The sequence below is a fragment of the Kitasatospora saccharophila genome, from assembly GCF_039529925.1.
Classification (GTDB): domain Bacteria; phylum Actinomycetota; class Actinomycetes; order Streptomycetales; family Streptomycetaceae; genus Kitasatospora; species Kitasatospora saccharophila.
Map to the genome: position 1 here is coordinate 101,601 of NZ_BAAANS010000025.1, position 21,892 is coordinate 123,492.

Annotated in this window: 22 protein-coding genes and 1 tRNA gene; 11 read left to right on the top strand and 12 right to left on the bottom strand. The window is 70.9% G+C overall.

The annotated features are described in order from the left end of the window. The first annotated feature begins 9 nt into the window (after positions 1-9). Positions 10-882, top strand: a complete 873-nt coding sequence (locus ABD345_RS19545) for a helix-turn-helix domain-containing protein (protein ID WP_344553601.1) — start codon at positions 10-12, stop codon at positions 880-882. 2 nt (positions 883-884) lie between these two features. Further along, positions 885-1,115 carry a DUF397 domain-containing protein gene (locus ABD345_RS19550; protein WP_344553602.1) on the top strand — a complete coding sequence of 77 codons (231 nt, stop codon included), beginning with the start codon at positions 885-887 and terminating at the stop codon, positions 1,113-1,115. A gap of 137 nt (positions 1,116-1,252) precedes the next feature. On the opposite strand, the gene ABD345_RS19555 is transcribed toward ABD345_RS19550, so the two are convergent. From ABD345_RS19555 to ABD345_RS19570, 4 genes are read right to left on the bottom strand one after another with little or no spacing between them, the layout of a single operon-like run. Further along, positions 1,253-2,734 carry a ThiF family adenylyltransferase gene (locus ABD345_RS19555; protein ID WP_344553603.1) on the bottom strand — a complete coding sequence of 494 codons (1,482 nt, stop codon included), beginning with the start codon at positions 2,732-2,734 and terminating at the stop codon, positions 1,253-1,255. Next, on the bottom strand, positions 2,724-3,224 hold the full coding sequence (locus ABD345_RS19560) for a hypothetical protein (protein ID WP_344553604.1): 501 nt from the start codon (positions 3,222-3,224) through the stop codon (positions 2,724-2,726). Before ABD345_RS19560 ends, ABD345_RS19555 begins: the two co-directional genes overlap by 11 nt. Beyond that, the gene (locus ABD345_RS19565; RefSeq protein WP_344553605.1) at positions 3,221-3,664 is read right to left on the bottom strand and encodes a hypothetical protein; all 444 of its coding nucleotides are present in this window, start codon (positions 3,662-3,664) and stop codon (positions 3,221-3,223) included. Before ABD345_RS19565 ends, ABD345_RS19560 begins: the two co-directional genes overlap by 4 nt. 16 nt (positions 3,665-3,680) lie before the next feature. Beyond that, the gene (locus ABD345_RS19570; protein ID WP_344553607.1) at positions 3,681-3,950 is read right to left on the bottom strand and encodes a hypothetical protein; all 270 of its coding nucleotides are present in this window, start codon (positions 3,948-3,950) and stop codon (positions 3,681-3,683) included. 149 nt (positions 3,951-4,099) lie between these two features. Between ABD345_RS19570 and ABD345_RS19575 the strand changes: the two genes are divergently transcribed. Next, positions 4,100-4,633: a helix-turn-helix domain-containing protein gene (locus ABD345_RS19575; protein WP_344553608.1), complete on the top strand. Its 534-nt coding sequence runs from the start codon at positions 4,100-4,102 to the stop codon at positions 4,631-4,633. Beyond that, positions 4,630-5,181 carry an ImmA/IrrE family metallo-endopeptidase gene (locus tag ABD345_RS19580; RefSeq protein WP_344553609.1) on the top strand — a complete coding sequence of 184 codons (552 nt, stop codon included), beginning with the start codon at positions 4,630-4,632 and terminating at the stop codon, positions 5,179-5,181. Before ABD345_RS19575 ends, ABD345_RS19580 begins: the two co-directional genes overlap by 4 nt. A 402-nt stretch (positions 5,182-5,583) precedes the next feature. Here the strand turns inward: ABD345_RS19580 and ABD345_RS19585 are convergent, their stop codons facing one another. Then, positions 5,584-7,182, bottom strand: a complete 1,599-nt coding sequence (locus tag ABD345_RS19585; RefSeq protein WP_344553610.1) for a hypothetical protein — start codon at positions 7,180-7,182, stop codon at positions 5,584-5,586. Between the two features lie 204 nt (positions 7,183-7,386). Between ABD345_RS19585 and ABD345_RS19590 the strand changes: the two genes are divergently transcribed. After that, complete coding sequence (locus ABD345_RS19590; protein WP_344553611.1) at positions 7,387-10,611, top strand: DEAD/DEAH box helicase; 3,225 nt, start codon at positions 7,387-7,389, stop codon at positions 10,609-10,611. Positions 10,612-10,681: 70 nt separating this feature from the next. Here ABD345_RS19590 and ABD345_RS19595 read toward each other — a convergent pair whose 3' ends face one another. Beyond that, positions 10,682-12,283, bottom strand: a complete 1,602-nt coding sequence (locus tag ABD345_RS19595; RefSeq protein WP_344553612.1) for an outer membrane protein assembly factor BamB family protein — start codon at positions 12,281-12,283, stop codon at positions 10,682-10,684. A gap of 226 nt (positions 12,284-12,509) precedes the next feature. On the opposite strand from ABD345_RS19595, the gene ABD345_RS19600 reads away from it, so the two are divergent. From ABD345_RS19600 to ABD345_RS19615, 4 genes are all read left to right on the top strand, one after another. Further along, complete coding sequence (locus tag ABD345_RS19600) at positions 12,510-12,944, top strand: hypothetical protein (RefSeq protein WP_344553613.1); 435 nt, start codon at positions 12,510-12,512, stop codon at positions 12,942-12,944. Between the two features lie 606 nt (positions 12,945-13,550). Continuing rightward, positions 13,551-13,952 (top strand): YccF domain-containing protein, encoded by a 402-nt coding sequence (locus ABD345_RS19605; RefSeq protein WP_344553614.1) that lies wholly within the window; start codon positions 13,551-13,553, stop codon positions 13,950-13,952. A 110-nt stretch (positions 13,953-14,062) separates the two neighbouring features. Continuing rightward, positions 14,063-14,383 carry a YccF domain-containing protein gene (locus ABD345_RS19610; RefSeq protein ID WP_344553615.1) on the top strand — a complete coding sequence of 107 codons (321 nt, stop codon included), beginning with the start codon at positions 14,063-14,065 and terminating at the stop codon, positions 14,381-14,383. Between the two features lie 83 nt (positions 14,384-14,466). Beyond that, positions 14,467-15,237, top strand: a complete 771-nt coding sequence (locus ABD345_RS19615; RefSeq protein ID WP_344553616.1) for a phosphotransferase — start codon at positions 14,467-14,469, stop codon at positions 15,235-15,237. Here the strand turns inward: ABD345_RS19615 and ABD345_RS19620 are convergent. Together ABD345_RS19620 and mug are read right to left on the bottom strand one after the other, a co-directional pair. Next, on the bottom strand, positions 15,219-16,595 hold the full coding sequence (locus tag ABD345_RS19620; protein ID WP_344553617.1) for a GH1 family beta-glucosidase: 1,377 nt from the start codon (positions 16,593-16,595) through the stop codon (positions 15,219-15,221). The two genes, ABD345_RS19615 and ABD345_RS19620, sit on opposite strands and share 19 nt — an antisense overlap. Before the next feature lie 79 nt (positions 16,596-16,674). Then, complete coding sequence (mug, locus tag ABD345_RS19625; RefSeq protein ID WP_344553618.1) at positions 16,675-17,262, bottom strand: G/U mismatch-specific DNA glycosylase; 588 nt, start codon at positions 17,260-17,262, stop codon at positions 16,675-16,677. Positions 17,263-17,452: 190 nt separating this feature from the next. Between mug and ABD345_RS19630 the strand changes: the two genes are divergently transcribed. Further along, on the top strand, positions 17,453-17,899 hold the full coding sequence (locus tag ABD345_RS19630; RefSeq protein WP_344553619.1) for a hypothetical protein: 447 nt from the start codon (positions 17,453-17,455) through the stop codon (positions 17,897-17,899). 151 nt (positions 17,900-18,050) lie between these two features. Here ABD345_RS19630 and ABD345_RS19635 read toward each other — a convergent pair whose 3' ends face one another. Further along, the gene (locus ABD345_RS19635; protein ID WP_344553620.1) at positions 18,051-18,539 is read right to left on the bottom strand and encodes a YajQ family cyclic di-GMP-binding protein; all 489 of its coding nucleotides are present in this window, start codon (positions 18,537-18,539) and stop codon (positions 18,051-18,053) included. A 214-nt stretch (positions 18,540-18,753) separates the two neighbouring features. On the opposite strand from ABD345_RS19635, the gene ABD345_RS19640 reads away from it, so the two are divergent. Next, positions 18,754-18,834 (top strand) — tRNA-Tyr (locus tag ABD345_RS19640). Positions 18,835-18,986: 152 nt separating this feature from the next. Here the strand turns inward: ABD345_RS19640 and ABD345_RS19645 are convergent. Genes ABD345_RS19645 through ABD345_RS19655 form a run of 3 tightly spaced genes read right to left on the bottom strand, consistent with a single transcriptional unit; the run spans position 18,987 to position 21,854 of the window. Beyond that, positions 18,987-20,390 carry a tyrosine-type recombinase/integrase gene (locus ABD345_RS19645; protein ID WP_344553622.1) on the bottom strand — a complete coding sequence of 468 codons (1,404 nt, stop codon included), beginning with the start codon at positions 20,388-20,390 and terminating at the stop codon, positions 18,987-18,989. Continuing rightward, positions 20,390-20,578 carry a helix-turn-helix transcriptional regulator gene (locus ABD345_RS19650; protein WP_268659399.1) on the bottom strand — a complete coding sequence of 63 codons (189 nt, stop codon included), beginning with the start codon at positions 20,576-20,578 and terminating at the stop codon, positions 20,390-20,392. Before ABD345_RS19650 ends, ABD345_RS19645 begins: the two co-directional genes overlap by 1 nt. Then, the gene (locus tag ABD345_RS19655) at positions 20,571-21,854 is read right to left on the bottom strand and encodes a replication initiator (protein WP_344553649.1); all 1,284 of its coding nucleotides are present in this window, start codon (positions 21,852-21,854) and stop codon (positions 20,571-20,573) included. The genes ABD345_RS19650 and ABD345_RS19655 overlap by 8 nt, the downstream gene beginning before the upstream one ends. Positions 21,855-21,892: the final 38 nt, after the last annotated feature.

Genomic DNA, 21,892 nt, shown 5'->3' on the forward strand with positions numbered 1-21,892 from the left:
ACTTGCGCCATGGCGAAGAGGAACCCGGCCCCGCAGTCCGTGTACCGCCGTCAGCTCGCTTCCAGGCTCAAGGAGTTGAGGGACGCGCGCGAGCTGACGCTGACCGAGGTCGCGGGCATCGTGGAGGTCAACCAGAGCTCGCTCAGTCGCATCGAGAACGGCGAACGGGGCACCACTCCCGTCCTGGTGAAGGCTCTGCTGGACTGCTACGAGGTCACCGACCCGGTCGAGCGCGAGGACATCCTCGACCTGGTCCGGGCCGACCAGGCCCAGCGCCAGCAGTGGTGGAAGAAGTACTCCACGGTCATCAACACCACCCAGTACGCGGGCTACCTGGCCCTGGAGTCCAGCGCGACCAGCTTCCGCTCCTACGAGCCGCAACTGGTGCCCGGCCTGCTGCAGACCGCCGACTACGCGCGCCAGGTCATCACCGCGATGCGGGTGGACCTGACCGCCAGGCAGGTCGACGCACTGGTGACGGTCCGGATGGAGCGCCAGGAGAAGGTGATGGGCCGCCCGGACGCACCGAAGCTCTGGGCGGTGATCGACGAGGCGGCCATCCGGCGGATCGCGGGCTCGCCGTCCGTCCTGAAGGGTCAGCTGGAACACCTGCTGGCCGTCGCGCCCAGCCCGAACCTCACCGTCCAGCTCCTGCCGTTCTCGGCCGGCTTCCACCCCGGCCTGTACGGGTCGTTCATGCTCATGGGCTTCCCCGAACCCAATCCGGACGTGGTGTGGGTGGAGAATCTGACCAACTCGGTGGGTTTCGAGGGGTCCGAGGACGTGGAGCGCTACGCCGAGGTCTTCGACCACCTGCGGGCCCGCGCACTCGGCCCGCCCGAGACCCGCGGTCAGATCAACAAGATCCTCAAGGAGCTGTGAGCGTGAGCACCACCAAGCCCGACCCCGCCGAGCTGGACTTCTCCGCGGTCACCTGGGAGAAGAGCCCGTTCAGCGGGGGCAACGACAACTGCGTGGAGTTCGGCGTGGTCGGCGGGTTCGTCGCCGTCCGCGACTCGAAGCGGCCCGAGCAGACCCCCCTGCTCTACACCCGCACCGAGATCGCGGCCATGATCGCGGGCGCCAAGGCCGGAGCCTTCGACCACCTGACCTGACACGGTCGGTTCCGGCAGTCGGACGGCGAAACGGCGGTCGGCCCCAGCGTTAGTGGGGCCGACCGCCGTTGCCATCATCCCAGACCGGGCCTGGAGGACGACCGGGGGAGGGGCAAGTGCCCTGCTGGAGCCAGGCTTCAGCGGCGCGTGCGGCGGAACTCCCGGACGCGTTCGATGAGGGCGGCGTCCTTCTGGCACGCGCATTCGGGGACGGGTGCCCAGTGGTCGGTCATCTGATCGGGCTGGGGGCCGAAGCGGGTGTCGTACTCGATGCGCCGCACGGGGCCGGTGATCAGACCGGTGCTGCGGGCGATCCAGGCGCCGACGACCAGGCAGGCGGCCTGTTGGGCCACGAATGCGGCCGAGGGACGGAAGACGTCGTCCGTGCCGCCGCCCAGCTCCGGGGAGTTGATCAGCCCGCACACCGGTCGGCCGAGGAACTGCCGTACGAGCTGCCGTTGTTGGTCGTCCAGTCCTTCCAGGTCCTGCTCGGTCAGGGGTTCCTGGCCGCGGGCGATCCGCGCGAGCGGGAGTCCGGTCAGCTCGTTGAGTCGCTGTTCCGCGCTCTTCCCGGTGTGGTCGGCCTTGTAGTAGCAGCGCAGGCAGGGGCCGGTGGGCAGTGCCTCGTGCAGGGCGACGGTGGTGCCGACCGGGCCGCCGGTGCTGCCGTCCAGGGTGAGGTCGGCGTGCAGGCGCTGCAGGTCGTGCCGGGCACTGACGCTGTCCAGTCCGCCGAGGACGGTCCGGGGCCACGGCAGGGTGCCGGTGTCGACGGCCTCGATGGCGTCCTGGACCGTGCCGTGGAACGGGGTCACCGCGATCCGCCGCAGGCGCGCGGCGATCAGCCGAACCTTCGGCAGGAGCGCGGCCGCCTCGGCCAGGGTGCCGGTGCTGTAGGAGGTGACGTTCGGCTTCTCGAAGACCTCCCTGTCCACCACCGCCAGCTCGCCGGAGACTCGCAGCAGGTCCAGGATCAGGGCGATGCCGGTGCCGATCGCACCACCACCGCCCAGCAGCACCCGCTCCAGCTCGGGCGGCGGGGCGACGGCGGTTCCGGGCTGCTCACCGGGCAGGACGGGGCAGAAGTCCACCACCGGGGTGACCTGGAATTTCCCCTCCGGCAGTCCGGCGACGACCTTGAACGCCTCGCCGGCCAGCATCGCTGCGGTGAGGACCGCGCCCAGCCCGGTGCCGGGCGCGTTGAGCCCAGGGAAAGGGTGGCCGGCGTGCCGCAGCCGGGCCCCGTGTCCGTCCGGTGCACCGGCCACCGCGACGTCCGGCGTTGGTTCGGTGCCCACGTGCAGGCGCAGCGGCGCTTCACCCGGGGGCGCGCCGATGCGAAGCGGCCGGTCCGGGTCGATCCCGGCCGCCGTCTCCACCAGTCGGCGGACGAGTGCGTCGTCGAGCCGTCCCGGTTCGTGGCCGGGGTCCAGGCTCAGCGGGACCGGCCACCGGCGCAGGTCGGCCACCAGTACTTCGAGGGTCTCGGCGACCGCGGGCAGGCACCCGTCCGCGGTCAGATGGACGGGGCTGCCCTCCATCCGCTCCCGCAGGGTGGTTTCGTTCACGCCGGCGGCCAGGCCGCCCAGGCGCACGCTGCGGCTGTAGTCAGTACGCACGGACGCCCTCCTCGTCGAACAGCACCGTGAGCACCGGGGGCAGCGCATCGTCGACGACCGGGGCGGAGCAGGGGAACCAGTCCTGGTCGAAGCGCCACCACCCCCACGCCGCCGGGTCGGCGGGCGGTGCCGCATAGGTCGGGACGACGGCGCTGACGAACCCCGGCACCCGCAGCGAGTACAGGCGGTCGGTCCGCGACAGGAAAGCCTCGTCGGGGTGCGAGTGGATCATCGCCCGTGTCCGGTAGGACCGCTCCTCGGCGAAGGTGAACAACCGGTCGTACGCGACGGCACTGACCCTGAACAGCCCCGGGCCCCGCACGATCCCCGCCGTCCCGGCCACCGCCACGACCAGGACGTCCATCTCCGACGGCCCGGTCAGCAGCAGCGCGCCGGTCTCCCGGTCGGCCAGCCCGTGGCGCCGGATCTCCCGGAGCACCGGGTCGACTGCACCGGCCGGCAGGACCAGGCTCCTCGCATCGGCGCTCATCCGGCACGCCTCCCGTCAACGCGGTCGATGTCGCCCTGCACGTTCTCCACCACGTACAGGAAGGGGTTGCCGGTGCTGCGCCAGGCGTGCGGTCCGGTGCCCCACTCGGGGTGGAGCTGCTGGCCCTCGGCGGTGAACGGCTTGCACACGTCGTTGGGGCCGCAGCGGTAGCCGTCCGCTCCCGGCAAGGCGTTGGGCGTTCCAGCCGTCAGGGCGCCGACCGACTCGACGAAGATGAGGGACGGGGCCCGATGCGGGTAGACCGTCCACTCGATTCGGGCGACCAATGCCGCACGCTCACTGTTGCTCGGCTGAATCTCGGCCCAGAACAGGCCGTCGGGGTCCTGCTCGCGGTGGTGGAGGCGGCCGGCGGTCGAGGCGAGGAACGCCTCGACCGCCGGGACGTCGTCCGCCAGCCGCAGATTGCTTTCGAGATCCACGACTGACTCCCGGGCCTCAGCCGTTGGTGGTCTCGGTGCGCAGGCCCAGGTGCAGGGCCTTGGCGTGCCCGGCCAGCTCGCCCACCGTCGCCTCGGGCGGGACCTCGTGCCCGTCGTGGAACAGGTAGTAGCGGGTGGTGCCGTCGCTGGTGAAGCCGAAAGCGGCCATGGCGTCGGACAGGACGGTCGCGGCGGTCGTCTGCGGGGCGTAGTCGTGCTGGTACGGGTGCCCGGCGAGGGAGGAGGTCACCGTGGTCTTGATCTCGTGAGGCTGGGGCTGGGACATGCCGATCTCCTTGGACGTTCGAGGGCTGTTGGAGAAACGCTTTACTGATTCAGCAAAGCGTCAATGTTGCTGTAGTGATTTTAGTAGTAGCACCCCGGACTGATGCAGTCAAGCTTCAATGCCGTACCGCTGCGCGCTACGCTGCCCGTATGAGCCCCGACCGGAGCCAGCTCCCTCTCCCAGACCTTGAAACAAGCGGGCCGGACGCCGTCGAACAGTTCGACATCGCCGAACTCGGGCGTCTCCTCAAGGAACGCCGCGGCCCCCTGTCCCTTCGACAGGCCGCCGCCGAAGCGGGCGTCAGCTTCAGCACCCTCACCCGGGTCGAAGCCGGAGCCCAGCCCGACCTCGCCACCTTCACCCGCCTCTGCGCCTGGCTCGGCGTCCCCCCGAGCCGCTTCTTCACCCCGACCGCGACCCGCCAGATCTCACCCCTCGACCAGGCCATCACCCATCTCCATGCCGACCCCCGCCTCACCGGCGACGCGGCGAACAAGATCAGCTCCGTCCTGCGAGACCTCTACGACGCCCTCGCCAAAGAAGCGGTCCCCGCCACCCCCGCCCTCGCCTGCCACCTCCGCGCCGCCTCGGTACTGCGCCCCGGCGTCCCCCAGCGGCTCGCCGGCCTGCTCACCGACATGAACACTGAACTCGAACGACTCGTCGAAGCGGGAGAACTGTGACCCTCCCCCGGGGCTTCAAGGCCAACGCCGAACGAGAAGCCCTCCGACTGCGCCGCGAACTCCACCTCGGCGACACCGACGCACTGAACGTCGACGACCTCGCCGAACACCTTAAGGTCAAGATCGTCAGCGCCGAGAAGCTCGTCACCCGCGACCGCCTCGAAGACCTCGAACGCGTCCAGGCGTACGCCTTCTCCGCCGCGACCTTCCAGATCGCCGACAGGAACATTGTCGTCACCAACCCGCTCCGCACCCCGGGCCGCAGAGCCAGTGACGTGGCCCACGAACTCTCCCACCTCGTCCTCAAGCACGACCTCACCGAGATCCGCGAAGTCAGCGGCATGCCCTTCAGGACCTGCCGCCCCGACGAGGAGGAACAGGCGACCGCCTTCGGCGGAACCCTGATGCTGCCCCGCCCGCTGCTGCTCAGTGCGGTCCGGCGCCAGTGGGGGCCGGCGCAGATCGCCGAGCACTACGGGGTGACCGAGGAGATGGCCCGCTACCGGTACAACACCACCGGCGTGGCCAAGCAGGTACGGGCGCACTGACGGTGCCGGAAGCGGACGCGCCCGGCCTGCTGCTCGCTGAGAGACATGGTGCACAAGCTGCCGGGTGTTTCGGTTGACGGGAGTCGTCTTGCCGTCGAGGCCTCGGCGGCTTTCCTCGGTAGTCCTGCCACTGCCGGTCGTGCTCTGCCCCCATCGGGCCTCGGCCTGCAGCGCACGGGATTCTCCACGGGGTTCGACGGCCACGCGCTTACCAGGGCCGACCTGCTTCCCGCTCTGCGGGCGGCGCACGCGGGCTGGGAGTCGCCCGCGCCGCGATGCCCAGGCCGAAGCCGTCGGACGTAGCAGCGGATACCCCTGCCGTTGAAGGCTGAGGGCGTGCGCGCCATGCCAGGTTGGGGGAGACGCGGTTCCGCCGCGGGGCGGCGGAACCGCGGGGAGCGATCAGCGGTGCTTCCACCACTGGTGGAGTTCGACACGCTCGGCTGCCAGGTGGTCGGCCAGAGCCTGGTCGAGAGCAGGCAGCGGGCGGCCGAGCAGGTGCGCGACATCGCGGTACAGCTGGAGGGAGAGGGCGCTGTCTGCTGCCGTCAGGAGGACGGACAGCAGGGGTTCGTCCTCCTGGGCGTGTTGGTCCACCAGGTACAGCACCTCGGCCTTGTCCCGGAGGCCGAGTCGGGTGAGGCGCCGGTCGCCGCTCCGCCGCCGGAGGTCATCCCAGGAGGTGACGCGGCCTTCCCGGGCGGCCCTCTTCAGGGCGCCGTACACTCCTCGGGCGATGTCGGCGAGTTCCGACGGATCAACCTGCCCCGGAGCGCGAGGCCGGGGCATCGGCTGCGGTGGGGCCTGCTCGATCCGGGCGGGCCTGGTGCGTGCCGCCCGTTCGGCTTCCAGCCGTGCGCGCTTCGCCTTCTCCTCCTCGACCCGCAGCACGAAGCGCGTTCGGATGTCCGTGACGGTGGCCCGGTCGTCGTTGGAGGCGTCCTCGTCGGCGACCAACTCCACGGCTTGACGCAGCAGCACGCCCACCGGTCGGCCAGCGGTGAAGTCCTCGCGCAGCTGCGAGACGACCGTGGCCCGCCGCCGCGAGCGCTGTTCCTGCCAGCGGTGCCCCTTCGCCACCGCAGCACGCAGCTCCCGGCGGTCTTCCGTCTCGGGCAGCCCGGAGAGCAGGAGTTCTTCGGCATGGCGCACTGCCGCCGCGACCTGGCCGGGATGTTCGAGATGCAGTGCGCTGTCGATTCGCTGGAGCGCCTGCAGCGTCTGGTCGGAATGCCGCGCGGCCGGTGCGGGGGCGACGGCAGTCCGGGGGAGGGGAACGGCGGCGTTCTTTGTGGGTACTGCGGCGGATTTCCGCTCGGAGAGGTGAGGTTGCGGAGCCGCGAGGGGGATGCCGACGTCGGGCGCGGAAAGGCCGTCGGCGGACAGCGCCAGCCCCGCCAGCGGGAACCAACGGGTTCCACTGCCCGGCTCCTGCACGCCTGTGGTCGTGGTCGGGGCACCGTTGTCGTTCTTGTCCAGGCGGATCCGGTGGACGCGGCCGCGCCGGTCGAGCACCTCGGGGCCGGCTTGCACGCCGGGCCCGAGGAAGAACTCCCAGACCGTCTCGTCGTCCCAATCGACTTCCCGCTGCCGGTCGAGGTGGACCAGCAGGATGCGGCCGTCCTCCAGGCGCGCCCGCACCGCGGACCCGATCGGTTCCGGGAAGTCGAACTCGGCCACGACGCCCTGCGAGCGCAGCCAGGTGGCCAAGTCGGCTTTCACGAAAAGGTGGTTCGCGCTGTCCTTGCCGCGCGAAGCGCTTCCGCAGCGGTGTTCCGAGCTGCCGTCGGCGTAGTGAGCGAAGTGGGAGATTCGGTCCCGGTACAGCTTGGTCGTCAACCGTCGACCACAGCCTCCGGGCAGGTGCGTGCCGCACCACCAGGTCTCGTCGGCGTGTTCCCGCCGAAAGGCATCCAGTTCGTCAGCGTCTTCTGGGCACACCACGGGTACGTCCGAGTCCGGGCTGCCGAGAACTGCCGTCTGGATGAGTCGTGTGTCCATTCTGCTCCAGTTGGTTGATATCGGTTGGTTGTCTCATTGTGCGCCCGGGTGCCGACAGGAAGGTCAGATGCCTGTCTCGCAGCAGGTGCTCACGGTGCCTACGCGCCGATCGGGAGAGTCAGTCACCCCGGCTACGAGCGGGGAGGCTCCCTCCCCGCGCTGGCGCGGTTCGCATACGGTGGTGCCGACGATTCGGGAGGCGGCATGGCAGCCGGGGGCAAGCGGTCGGCGGCAGTGGTGGAGTTCTGGCGCGCGGTGGAGCTGTTCAGCGCCCAGACCGTGCCGGCGCCGAACGACCGGGAGCGGATCTACGACCTCGACGGTGCGGGGCGGCTACCCTGGGAAGCGGGGCACCGGCTTCGGCAGGTTCCGCTGCCGGCGGGGTTCGTCTGGCAGCACGTGGTCTACGGCGGGCTCTTCCCGCTGGCGAAGGTCCGCGACACCCTGATGGAGGTCTTCGGTCGGGACGAGGAGAGCCACGACGGCAGGTTGGACAGCCAGAGCGCGCTGTTCGCCCTCACGGTCGACGACCGGGGGACGGTGGTGTCGGACTCACCGGTCATCTCGACCTGCGGCTGGGCGGTGGGCCGGGCCCTGACCCGGAACGTGGACCTCTTCGGCTGGCTGGTCGGCTTCGAGACGGACGAGGCGGCATGGCGGGCCCGCGCCGCCGAGCTGGGACACCCGCCCGAGGACGGAGAACTGCTGGAGCCAGAAGCTGACCCGGAGGAGGATCCGGAGGGCACCGACCGCAAGGTCGTCGACGCGGCGGACCTGCTGGCGTTCGTCACCGGCCTCTCCCGGGCCTGGGGCGTCGAGCAGGGCCTCGAACCCGCCGGGCTGAGGGTGCGCAGCGTCCAGGTCCGCAGGGACCGGGCCCAGGACGCCGACCAGCAGGACTTCCTCAACAGCTTCATCGCCGCGGACCTCGCGCGGGTCGCGGCTTCCCTCGAAGCGCGCCCTCCGGGCCGGGCCCTGGCCGAGTACCTGACCCCGCTGGGTGAGCGCAACCAGGACCTGCGGATCGATCTCCGCGAGCGTCCGCAGGTTGCCCTGGAGAGGGTCGAGCCCGGACGCTCCCCGGCGGGCCGCTGGCCGGCCGCAGCCAAGCACCCGCTGGCCCTCAGCCAGCAGTTCGCGGTCAACACGATCCACGCCGAACTCGTCCGTGAGGGCGGCGTGTTCTCGGTGAACGGCCCGCCCGGGACCGGCAAGACCACCATGCTGCGCGACGCGATCGCCGACCGGATCGTCGAACGAGCGCGGGCCCTCGCCGACCTGCGCATGCCGTCCGACGCCTTCCTGAAGACCCCGCTGAAGTGGAAGAGCGGCGAGCACACCCGCACGGTGCACCCGCTGCGGCCCGAACTGACGGGCTTCGAGATGGTGGTGGCCTCGGCCAACAACGGTGCGGTGGAGAACATCTCCAAGGAGATCCCCGCGCGCGCCGCGCTGGCACCGAAGTGGCGCGACGAGGTGGACTACTTCGCCGAGCAGGGCACCCGGCTGCTCAAGGGCACACCGGCCTGGGGCACGGTGGCCGCCCACCTGGGCAACAAGACCAACCGGATCGCCTTCGTCAACCGCCTGTGGCACGGCAAGTACCTGCCCGACGACCAGACCCTGCCCCAAGGGCCGGACCTGCCGCCGGTGAAGGGCAAGGGCTGGCAGGAGACCGGCCACGGACTGTCCCACCTCCTCTCCTCTTACCGGAACGAGTCGCAGACGGGGGTCTGGAGGAACGCGAAGGAGCGCTTCGTCCGGGCAGTGGCCGAGGTGGACCGCCTCGTCGCGGAGCGCGCCGCCTGCGCCGCCGCGCTCGGCGGCGCACCGGCCGCCCTTGCCGGAGTCGAACAGGCGGAGCAGCAGACCACGGCTGCGGCCGGGCTCCTCGACCGGTGGCGGCAGGAACAGCGCGCCGCCGACAGCGAAGCACGCGGCGCCCAGGAGCATCTCGGCGAGGTGGCGGGGCTCCGGCAGGCCCACCACGCGCGGCGCCCGGGGCTGGTGGACACCGTGCTCACCCTGGGGCGCGCGGTGCGGGACTGGCAGGCCCTCGACCGGCAGCACGGCGAACGCGAACAGCGGGCCCTGGAACAGGCCGACGCCGCGCGCGCACGACAACAGCGGGCCACGACCGAAGCGGCCCGGGCGGAAAGCGCGTACGGGCAGTCGGCGCGAACCCTGGAAACGGCTCGGGCGCACGAGGCCGGGCTACGGGAGGCGGTCGACCGGGGCCGCGCACGCTGGGGCGCGCACGTGCCTGACCCGGCGGACACGAGCGAGGAGGCCCGCGAGCTGTCCTCGCCCTGGGCCGACGAGGAGATCTCCGAAGCCCGCACCGAGGTCTTCCTGGCCGCGCTCGACCTGCACAAGGCACTCGTGCGGTGCACGGCCCGGACGATGTGGGGCAACCTGCGCGCCGCGATGGACGTCGTGACGGGGTCGGCCCCCGCGTCCGTCCCGGAACAGGCCCGCCTGGCGGCCTGGCAGAACCTGTTCCTGGTGGTGCCGGTGCTGTCCACCACCTTCGCCTCCCTCGACCGGGTGTTCACCGGCCTCGGACAGGACTCCCTCGGCTGGCTGTTCATCGACGAAGCCGGCCAGGCCAGCCCACAGATGGCGGTCGGCGGCCTGTGGCGCGCCCGCCGGGCCGTCGTGGTCGGCGACCCGCTGCAACTGGAGCCCGTCGTCACCGTCCCGTTCACCGCGCAACAGGCACTGCGCCGGCAGTACGGCGTCGGCGAGGAGTGGATCCCGGGCTGGACCTCCGTCCAGCAGGTGGCCGACCGGGTCACCCGCTACGGCACCACGCTGCCCACCGAACTCTCCGACGGATCGACGGAGGTGTGGGTCGGCGCCCCGCTGCGGGTGCACCGCCGCTGCGAGAACCCGATGTTCACGGTCAGCAACGCCATCGCGTACGACGGCCTGATGGTCAACGGCACCCACTACCCCGACCCGTACGCATACCGTCCGCTCAGCTCCTGGGTGCACGTCGGCTCCGCGCACTCCGAAGGGCACTGGGTCCCGGACGAGGGACTCGCGCTGCACAGCATGCTCAAGAAGCTCCGGGACCACGGGATCGACCTCGACCAGGAGGCGTACGTCATCAGCCCGTTCCGGGCCGTCGTCGCGGGGGCCCGCCGGACGAGCCGGCCGTTCATGAAGGCCGACCGGGTCGGCACCGTCCACACCACCCAGGGCAAGGAAGCGAACGTGGTCATCCTGGTTCTCGGCACCGATCCCCGGTCCCCCGGCGCCCGGACGTGGGCGGCCAAGCGGCCCAACCTGCTGAACGTGGCGGTCAGCCGAGCCAAACGGCGGCTGTTCGTCATCGGCAACCACGAACTCTGGACCCAGGAGCGGTTCTTCACCGACCTCGGTGAACTCCTGCCCCGGTACGACTGGCAGGCAGGCCCGAGGTGAGGACCGTGCGTTCAGCCCAGGGCGATCGCGCTCACCTTGCCGTACCGACCCGTCAAGTACGCCGTACCGCCTACGACCAGCGGGCGGCCCCGCGTGCCCTCCTCCCAGGCTCCGCACGGTACCGAACCGACCTGTTCGCCCCCCGGCACCTCCAGGGCGAGCAGGCGCCCGGCGCGGTGGCCCACGTACACGGTATCCCCCACCACGAAGGGCGTGGTGGTGAAGTCCCCGGCGCTGAACACTCCCATCGCTGGCGGCCGGTGGCGGCGTCGAGGGAGACGAGCAGCCTCCGTTCGCTCACCACGAGGACCGAGTTGCCGGCGGAGACGGGTTCGATCAGGACGGCCTGTTTGGTGGGGTGCTGCCATCGAGGGCGGCCGGTGACGGCATCACGGGTGCGGATCATGCCGTCGGAGCCCATGAGGTGCACGGCCGTGGCAGAGGCCACGGGGGAGCAGGCCAGGGGCTCCGAGAGCTTCCTCCGGTACCGCTCTTCACCGGTCGCGAGATCCACGGCCACCAGGACCTGCTGGGACGCGGCGGTCTGCTCGACCAGGTACAGGACGTGCTCGTTCCCACCCAGCAGGGGCAACAGCGGGTTCCGCGGAGCGTGTGACCAGCGGACCTCGCCGCTGCCCGGGGCGATGGCCAGTACGCGGCCTTTCGAGTACGTGCGGTCGGTACCCCGAGTGGTGGCGGGGCCGCCGAGCGCGATGACCTTGTCGCCGAGCAAACTGACCGGGGCGATGACCTGGTGATCGGCCAGTACGGTCGACCAGCGCGGATGCCCGTCTCCCGGGGCCAACGCGTGCAGACCTTCGGTCTCGCCGGGCAGATACAGCGTGCCGTCGAGGAAGCGTGCGAGTTCCTGGTTGCCCCGGAGCGGAACCTCCCAGCGCATTTTGAAGTCGGGCAGTCCGAAGGCCCGGAGGCGGCCACCGGCGGCGGGAAGGTAGACGGCGCTGTCGCCCACGACGGGGCGTTGTCCAGCGGGCGGTTTCAGCGCAGTGCGCTGCAGTACGCCCTTGCCGGCCTCGATGACCCGCAGATACGGCGGATTCCAGACCACGACCCAATCCGTTGACCGGGCTGGGTGGAACGCCTCCTTTATTGGGAGCTGCACCTGCCAGAGCTTCCTGAGATGGTTGCTGCGCTTCGGGTTGCCCGTCGGGCGTTCCTGGGGCGCCGGTTGGGTATGTTCCGCAGAGGTTTTCCGAGCCTCTGCGTAGGCGGCGATCTCGGCGATGAACCGGTCTAGTGTCTCGGCCCGCAGTTCGTTCTCGCGCGGCACCCGCACCCAGCGCGGCGTGGTCGGCGCGGCGTGCAGGGCCTCCGTCAGGTTCACCCAGAACAGCTTGCGGTTCTCCATGTCATAGACGATCCCGATGACCGGCAGCATGTGGTTCCGCCAGTCGTCCGCATGGGTGCCCACCGGGATCCGGTAATCCCTGGCCAGCCGGTATTTGCTCCGCGGGCTCTCGGCGGTCTTGACCTGCACGGCTGCCATCAGCCCGGTCCGTTGCAGACGGCGGGCGAAGGCGATGTGGAAGTCTTCGCCCAGGTCCGATCCACCGTCGATCAGGTGCACGACGTGGTCATGAGCCTGGAGAAGCGTTTGGAAGGCGTTCGTGCCGGCCAGCTCGATTCGACGGTTGGGAGGGATGCTGGCCATCGGTCGCTCTTCCTGCTGCGGTGCTACGAGGCACCGACTGTAGTACCGGCGGCCGACAGGGTTGCCCGGCTTCTCTGGAGCCGGTGTCGTTGACGTTGATCCGGTGGCTGATGGTGACATCGAAGTTGATCGGCGGTGAGGGCGCTACCCCGATCTGCTGCTGCAGTTCTGGTGGGCCGCTCGCTCCGATACGGTCTGCTCGTTGACCGGAGGGAGGGCCCCAGCTGTGCACATACCTGACAGCTTCCTCAACAAGGCTGGCCGCCAACGAATCCGCCAGGCCGAGGAACGCGCAGCGAGGAAGTACCGGCACAACGTCGCCGCCAAGAACGCCTTCGTCTCCCTCGCACGTCACATCGAGGCGGAGAAGCACACGGCCCAGATCGTGGCCAGGCTCAAGAGCGAGGGGCCTCGCAAGAAGGAAACGAAGGAAGCCAAGCGCCGACGTGACCTCGTCGCAGCCGTTCGGAAGCGCGCCAAGGCCGCACGGGATGTGGCCTACGCTCGGGAGCTTCTGCTCCGCGCGGAGCGCAATCCGCAGTCCGCCGCCAGGGCCGCTCAGCCTGTTCAGGCTGCTCAAGCTCGTGGACGGAGCGGCTCGGGCCCGCAGCATGCGGAGCCGATGTGGATCGGATCGCATTGGACCCGCTCGACGAGCTGACGTGGCGGGTGCGGCGGCCGTGTGAGGAGCGGAATCCGGTGCGTGACGGGATTGTGGCGATCACTGTCCGAAATCACATGGACGCTCTTCTCTGGCAGGGCGTCAGTTCTGGTGCAGGATGCCGACTGTCGGGGTGCGATGGTGGGTCGATTTGCCGACGGGCGCCCTGAGGTCCGGAAACGTGCTGGCGGAGCGGGGCGCGCAGGGCTGCGGTTGGGCTCGCCGGATCGTGCAAGCGGGTGGCGATGTCGGCCGGGCACGGCTCTGGGGGCTCAAGGCATGAGCGTTTCGCTGCTGTCCGGGTAGCTTGGCGGTTGCGAGGAGGTGGCGGACCCGATCCGTCGGCAGCCGTGCCTGAGGCTCATCGACGCTGGACCTGCGGGGCAAGAGGGCCGTGCCCGCTCCACCGTGCTGTCCGGCGATGTGCGCCGCGCCCCTTGCGTCAACCCTGCCCCGTTCGGCCGCGCGGGCGGTTCATAGATGCGCACCGCCTGCTGGTGACGCGGGCGTCCCCGCTTTCATCCGGTTGCCGAGGGCTGGCTCGATGCCCTTGTCCTATGGCCCGGTTGCCGAGACGAGAAGGGCGAGTCATGGGAGGCTGGGGCGGTGAAGGTGATCGGGTTCGTACTCAATGTGCTCTGGCTGCTCTTCTGCGGCATCTGGATGGCCATCGGCTATGTGATTGCCGGAATCATCTGTTGTGTCCTCATTGTCACCATTCCATTCGGCGTTGCGGCCTTTCGAATCGCCGGCTACGTGCTCTGGCCGTTCGGGCGGACGACGGTGGAGAAGCCGGACGCGGGTGCCCCGTCCTGCGTGGGCAACGTGATCTGGTTCGTCTTCGCGGGCTGGTGGCTGGCGCTGGGGCACATCGTCACCAGCATCCCGCTGTTCGTGTCGATCATCGGGATCCCGTTCGGCTGGGCCAACCTGAAGATGATCCCGATCTCGATCATGCCGCTGGGGCGCGAGGTCGTCTCCACGGACGAGCAGTTCGGTGGGCGCTGACCGCAGGTCCGGCGATATACGGTCATCGCCGGACCCGAACCCGCGTCCGAGCTACCGGGGTCGGGGCTGCCCCGGTGCCGCGGCGACCGAGAGCCGGAACCGGAGCGGTCTTGCTGCGCGGAGCTGATCACCGCGCAACGATCCCGTTCGGCATCGCGTCCTTCCGCCTCGCGGGCTTCATGCTCTGGCCGTTCGGCCGCACCACCGTGGTGCGGGACGACGCGGGCGCCCCGTCCTGCGTCGGCAACGTGGTCTGGCTGGTGTTCGCCGGCTGGTGGCTGGCGATCGGACACATCGTCACCAGCATCCCGCTGTTCCTGTCGATCATCGGCATCCCGTTCGGCTGGGCCAACCTCAAGATGGTCCCGATCTCGCTGACCCCGCTCGGCCGGGAGGTCGTCGACACCGACCAGGGCTTCGGCACCCGCTGACCGGAGCGCCCGAAAACCGTTCGCACAGCGGCCCGCCCCGGGGTACAACTGCCGGGTCGTGGACGGACGGTGAGGAGCGGCACGTGGTGGACGGCGAGATCATGGCCGGCGGGGTCAACCGGGTGGAGCGGCGCGGGAGCCGGGTGCTGCGCCCGACCGGGCCGTGGTCGCCGGCGGTGCACGGGCTGCTGGCGCACCTGCGGGCGGCCGGGTTCACCGCCGGGCCGCGGTTCCACGGGCTGGCCGAGGACGGCCGGGAGGTGCTGGACTTCCTGCCCGGCGAGGTCTCCGACTACCCGCCGACCCCGGCCGCCGCCTCCCGCACCGCGCTGCTCGACGCGGCCCGACTGCTGCGCGAGTACCACGACGCCACGGCCGGCTACACCGCCGAGGGCTGGATGCTGCCCGTCCGCGAGCCGGTCGAGGTGGTCTGCCACGGCGACTACGCCCCGCACAACTGCGTGCTGGCCGGCGAGCACGTGGTCGGCGTCATCGACTTCGACACCGCCCACCCCGGCCCCCGGCTGTGGGACGTCGCGTACGCGGCCTACCGCTGGGCGCCCACCACCGCCCCCGGCAACGCCGACGGCTTCGGCACCCCCGACGAGCAGGCCGTCCGGGTGCGCGAGTTCTGCGACGCGTACGGCCTCGGCCGGGCCGACCGGGCGGGCCTGGTCGACGCGATCGAGGCCCGGCTGCACGCCCTGGTCGCGCACATGCGGGCCGAGGCCGCCGCCGGGAGCGCCGCGTTCGCCTCGCACCTGGCCGACGGGCACCACCTGATGTACCTCTCCGACGCCGCGTACGTGGTGCGCGAACGCGCCCGCTTCGAGGCTCAGCTCCTGGCGGAGTGACGGGAGACGAACTCCCGGTACCAGTGGTACGAGTCCTTCGGGGTGCGCCGCTGGGTGGCGTAGTCCACGTGCACCACCCCGAAGCGCTTGCCGTAGCCGTACGTCCACTCGAAGTTGTCCAGCAGCGACCACACGTAGTAGCCGCGCACGTCCACCCCCGCGGCCAGCGCCCCGGCCACCGCCCGCAGGTGGCCCTCCAGGTAGGCGGTCCGGTCGGCGTCGTGCACCACGCCGTCCGGACCGGGGACGTCGTCCTCGGCGGAGCCGTTCTCGGTGACGAACAGCGGCGGCAGCGCCGGGCCGTACTCCTCGCGCAGGCCCACCAGCAGTTCGCGCAGGGTGTCCGGGGCCACCGCCCAGTCCATCGCGGTGTGCCGGGCGCGCGGGTCGCGGACGTGCGCGAAGCGGTTGTCGGTGGCGTCCCGCCGGGCCGGGTCGGGCTCCCGGTGCGGGGCGGTGCGGACGGTCGCCGGGGTGTAGTAGTTGACGCCCAGGAAGTCCATCGGCGCCGCGATCACGGCCAGGTCGCCGTCCCGGCGGAAGTCCTGGCGCTCGATCAGCTCGCCCCAGGTGTCCGCCTCCGCGGCCGGGTAGCGGCCGCGCAGCAGCGGCTCCGTCCACACCAGGTTGCGCTGGGTGCGGGCGCGCAGCGCGGCGCCCTCGTCGTCCGGGGTGGCGGGGTACACCTGGTCGAGGTTGAGGGTGATCCCGGCCTCCCGGACCCCGGCCGCGCGCAGCGCCCCCAGCGCCAGGCCGTGGCCGAGCAGCAGGTGGTGGGCGGCGGCCAGCGCGGGCGTCCCGGAGCGTACCCCCGGGGCGTGCACGCCGTTGCCGTAGCCGAGGAAGGCGCTGCACCAGGGCTCGTTGAGGGTGGTCCAGCGCGGCACCCGGTCCGCCAGCGCCTCCGCCACCACCGCCGCGTACTCCGCGAACCGGTGCGCGGTCTCCCGGGCCCGCCAGCCCCCGCCGTCCTCCAGCGCCTGCGGCAGGTCCCAGTGGTAGAGCGTCACGGCGGGCTCGATCCCGGCCGCCAGCAGCCCGTCCACCAGCCGCGAGTAGAAGTCCAGCCCGGCCCGGTTGACCGCCCCGGCGCCGGTGGGCAGCACCCGCGGCCAGGAGACCGAGAAGCGGTACGAGTCGACGCCCAGCCGCCGCAGCAGCTCGACGTCCTGCGGCCAGCGGCGGTAGTGGTCGCAGGCCGGCTCCCCGGTGTCGCCGCCCTCGACCCGGCCCGGCTCGGCGCAGAAGGCGTCCCAGACGGACGGTCCGCGGCCGTCGGCGCGGGTGGCACCCTCGATCTGGAAGGCGGCGGTGCCGGCCCCGAAGACGAAACCGGGCGGGAAGGAGAGTTCGGCCATGGGTCGATTCTTAACCGGTGAATGTGGTTGCGAACAGCTTGGACCGGATCACGGATTCATATTTTACTAAACGATTGCTTTAATCGTCCTGGCGTTCCAGGTGTTCGCGCAGGGCCCGGAACTCGTCCGCGATCCCGTCCAGCGTGTAGTGCGCGTTCAGTCCGCTCGGGTTCGGCAGCAACCACACCTCGGTGTCGCCGATCGGCTCCGGCTGCGGCCCGACCGCCGCCCGCGGCCGGCCGAACGCCGCCCGGTACGCCCCGATCCCGAGCACCGCCAGCGCGCGCGGCCGCAGCCGCCGCACCCGCTCCTCCAGCGCCCGGCCGCCCTCCCGGTACTCCTCGGCGGTCAGCTCGGCCGCCTTCGCGGTGGTCCGGGCCACCACGTTGGTGATGCCCAGCCCGAGCCCGAGCAGCTCGTCCTGCTCGGCCGGCCCCAGCTGCCGCGGGGTGAAGCCGGAGCGGTGCAGGGCGGGCCAGAACCGGTTGCCCGGTCGGGCGAAGTGCCGCCCGGTGGCGCCCGACCACAGGCCCGGGTTGATCCCGCAGAACAGCACCCGCAGGCCGGGTGCGGCCACGTCCTCGATGGCGGTGTCCTGGGCGGCGGCGAGCTGTTCGGGCGTGGGCCTGGCGCCGGTGGCCGGGCGCTGCGGCGGGGTTCGGGTCACCCCGCCCACTCTGCCGTACCGGACGGGCGCGCGAACGCCGCCGAGCGCCTGCGAACCGTTTTCGGGACCTTGGTCCCGGAGGGGTCTTCCGGCAGGTCGGAGCGGGTGCGGCCGATGTCCGGCATATCGGATGGATAGTCAGTTCGATTGTTTTCCTGACCTGATGACTTCCCGGGCGGAGAATGGGGCGGTGCCATACGAACTGAACGCGCTGATCGCCGCCGATGAGCTGATCGCCGTAGTCACGGCCGAAGTCCCGCTCGCGCGCTCCGCACCCCTGCCGCACGGCCTCGCGCTGGTGCCGATGACCGACGAACTCCACGACGCGCTCCAACACCCCTCCACCGCGCCGGACTTCGGGTTCAAGCGGTTCCCCTCCGGATTCGCCCTGCGGATCGCCGGCTGGTCCAAGTCCGCCCCGATCGCCTACGTCGAAGCCGACGAGGAGCATCCCGGCGGCCGCCGCGCCGCCCTCTGGTACGACGGCCGGATCACCCTCGGCCCGCTCGTCCCCGCCGACGGCGCCCCGCTCGAACGGGTCCTGCGGGCGCTCGGCGCCACCGCCGCGACCGCCCCCGAGGTCGCCGCCGCCGTCGACGGCCGCCGCCGCACCCCGGCCGGGCCCGCCGAGGACTGACCACCGCCGGCCCGTCGGCCGATCCGAGCACGAGGCCCGGCGCGTCCGGGTGAAGGGGCCCGCGGGGGCCGCCCGAACCGGTTCAGCGGTCGGCCGGGAGGGCGCGCCGTCGCCGGTGCGCCCTCCCGGGTGTGGAACCGCGTCCCACCGCTCAGCGGTAGTTGACGAACTGGATCGCGAAGTCCAGGTCCTTGCCCTTGAGCAGCGCCTGCACGGTCTGCAGGTCGTCCCGCGACTTCGAGCTGACCCGCAGCTCGTCGCCCTGGACCTGCGCCTTGACGCCCTTCGGGCCCTCGTCGCGGATGATCTTCGCGACCTTCTTGGCATCGTCGGTCGTGATGCCTTCCTTGATGTCGGCGAAGATCTTGTACTCCTTGCCGGACAGCTGCGGCTCCGCCGCGTCCAGCGCCTTCAGCGACAGCCCGCGCTTGACGAACTTGGTCTGCAGCACGTCCAGGATCGCCCGGACCCGCTCCTCGCCGTTGGCCTTCATCTCGATCTTCTCGCCGGACCGCTTGATCTCGGCGCCCACGTTCTTGAAGTCGAACCGGGTGGCGATCTCGCGGGAGGTCTGGTTGATCGCGTTGTCGACCTCCTGCCACTCGACCTTCGAGACGATGTCGAAACTGGAGTCGGCCATGGGTGTTGGTCTCCTTGCACTACAGGCTGCACGGTCGCGCCACCCGCCACCGGCGGGCGACGCCCCAGCCTATCCAGCGCTCCGGGCCCCTGCCCGCAACGGCCGCGCGCCGACCTTGATCACGACGTGACGTAACCGGGTGGCGAACCACCCCCCACCATCGGGTATCGTTTACGACGTCGAACGGGGCAGCGCTCCGCGAGACACCATCCCTGGCTGGTTGCCCGAGCGGCCAAAGGGAGCAGACTGTAAATCTGTCGCGCAAGCTACGCAGGTTCGAACCCTGCACCAGCCACCGGATAGCCACGTAGGCCCTGGTCAGCAGAAATGCTGGTCAGGGCCTACGTGTGTAACTTGAACATGTTGCTCTCGTGCTGCCGCCGTTTTACGGCCTTTGTCTCACTTGCACACACCTGGTCTCACTGCTGACCAGCCCGTACGGACCAGTCACGGACCAGGATCCGGAGGCGCGGCCGGCCGGGGGAGTGCGCTGGACCGCCGGGCGAGACCCTGCGAGATGAGCGCGTTCGAGTAGTCCTCGGTGCCGTGCAAGCACTTCGCGTACACCCGCAGGAGCACCACCACGCTGTGGCCCGCGCGCCGGGCGACCTCGGTCGGATCCACTCCGGAGTTCAGCGCCAGCGAGACCCCGGCGTGACGAAGGTCATAAGGTCGCTTGCCGAGCGGCGTCTCGCAGTCGGCGGGGGAGAGCACCTCCGTCCTGGCGCGCTTCCACACCACCCCGTAGCCGCTCTCCTGGACCATGCCGCCACGGGAGGTCCGGAACAGCCGGCCATCGGCGGCGGTGCCGTACGTCTCGATGTGCGTTCGGAGGATCGCCACCAGTTCCGGCGGTATCGGTACGGGCCTGGTCGCCTTGGCGGCCCGGTGCTTCAGCCCGCGCTTGTCGTGCGGTTCGCCGTCGTCCGTCCAGGACGATCCGACCCGGGGTCGGGTCTCGTCCAGAACGAGCTTTCCCCAGCCCTCCGCAGGGAGCTGGCACCGCTGGATCTTGAGGTTCACCACCTCGGCCGGGCGCATCCAGGCGTAGTAGATGCAGGCGAAGAAGCCCACCAGGTGAGCCCCGCGCCGTCCCTGCCGACCGACCGCCTCCAGGAGCGATGCCGCCTGCTCCGGGTTCACCACGACGCCCGGATCCACGGCCTCTTCGACCTCTGGCGGCTGCCACTGCACCAGCGGCAGAGGGTTGGCGACGAGCAGGCCCTCCTCCACCGCGTAGCCGAAGATGTGGTTCAGGATCCGCCGCTTCCGAAGGCGGACGGTGGGTGCTGCCGGCTTGCCGTCGAGCTTCACGGCCAAGGCGTCGAGAAGGCGGCGGACCGTCTTGGGCTCCTCGAAGGCGGACACGGGGAGGGAGTTCTTCGCCACCCAGGCGAGGGCGCGCTCCACCTCTGCGGGCGGTTCCTCGGACCACTGGTTGACGTTGAAGGCCCAGCTGTAGAGCGCCCGACGGACGAACCGCTTGTCCGGCATCCCGGCCTTGGACTTCACCAGCTCGAACGTGACGGTCGCCAGGGCATCCGCCCACGTTGTCCGGGTCTTGGCGGGCGCACCCATCCAGCGCTTCTCCACGTAGTTCCGCCCGAGCTGGTACCACGTGATCTGCTTCTCCTTGCGCAGCTCGGAGAGCGGCAGCCCGCGATCCACGTCGAACGGCTCCCCGGCGCGGGCGGCAGTGATCAGCTCCGCCTTGCGGCCGTCGGCCTGCGTCTTGGTGAGGAAGGACTCCGAGAACTCCCGGCCGGCCACGGTCCAGCGCACCATGTAGGGCTTCTTGCGGTCCGGGCGGTGGCGGTGCTCCCAGAACTGGACCTTGTAGGAAGTCGCCATCAGGCCGCGCGCCCTTCCTGCTCGGCCCACCAGTCGTCCAGGGCTTCGCGGGTGATGCGGATCTGGCCGTTCGGCAGCTTCGCGCACTTCGGTGCCTTGCCCCGGGCGCGCATCCGGTAGAACGCGGCGCGGGAGAGGCCGATCTCGTCCAGTACCTCGCTGAGGGTCAACCTCTGCTGCCTAGCCATGGTGGGTCGGTTCTCCTTCCGATCCGGGAGCGGGTTGGACGGCAGCGGCCAACCAGGACTCGCCGCGGCTGAGGCCCCGGCCGGCGAAGGCCCAGTGCGCGAGCACGAGGGTGCTCTCCTCATCAGTCGGGGCGCTGGGGCCGTGGAGCTGTTGGAGGGTCTGTGCGCGGCGCCAGGCGGCGCGGGCTGCTCGGAGTGCTCCGAGGGTGGTCGAGTACTTCCGGGTCTTGGTGGAGAAGTGGCCCCGGAAGCCGAGCATGTGGGCCCAGGCGCGGAGGCGGAGGTCTTCCAGCTCGGGGCGGGCGCCGAGCGTCCAGCAGGTGCGGATCAGTCGGCGGGCGTGCTCGGGGATCTCCAGGTTGGCGATTTCGGCGAGCAGCCGGAGGGGCCGGTCGAGCGCGCCCGTGGCGGTCTCCGCGCCCTTGGTGGCGTACTTGGCAATGTAGGCCGCGACCGCCCGTTCCGTGATCGGGACCGGGCCGGTGAAGTCCGCACTACGGATGGTGCGGACGTCGAGTTGGCGGCCCCAGACGAACCGGTGAGCACGGCCGTCGACGAGCGGGCCCGGGATCTCGGTGCGGGCGGCGGCGGCCCGGATCGCGTCGGTGAGCAGTTCGGCCGAGGCCCACACCGGCGGGGGCTCGTGGCCACCTTCCGGGCCGTCGAGGCGGATCACCGCGTGGAAGTGGATCGCCCCGCGCTTCTGGTACTCGGCGACCTTCCCGAAGGAGACCCGGGCGTGCTCACGGAACTCGCGCTGCGACAGGCCGGCGCGCTTGGCGATTTCCCGGCGGAGGTAGATCGAGAAGCGAGCCCAGAGCTTGCCGGCATGGGCGTTCCACAGCACGGCGGCTTCGTAGTCGTACGCCTCGGGGGCGAGTGGCGAGCCGAGCAGGGCATCGTCGGAGGCGTGCACGGTGCCGCACCTGCAACGGCCGGAGGCAGGCCGGTTGTGCACCGGCCCGAACGACGGGGCGGTGAAGGTGGCGAACACCCGGGGGTGTACGGCGACGGTCTCCGGCATGCCCTTGCCGCCGACCAGCCCGGCGGTGATCAGGTGGTAGGTGTCGCGCCGGTACGTCTCGGCGCACGGGGCACAGCGGGTGATCCGCCGGTTGCCGCACCGCACCAGCAGGTGGCCGGCGGGCAGGCGCGAAGAGTCCAGGTGGTGCAGCACCTCCCCGGTTCCTCCGTTGACCTCGGTCCGCCAGCCGGCGAGCCGGATCGGCGAGGTACACCCGGCGAGACCGGAGAGCTGCCGGACCAACGCGGGCATGGTGCCCAGCGACGCCAGCGCGGACAGATCAGCGATGG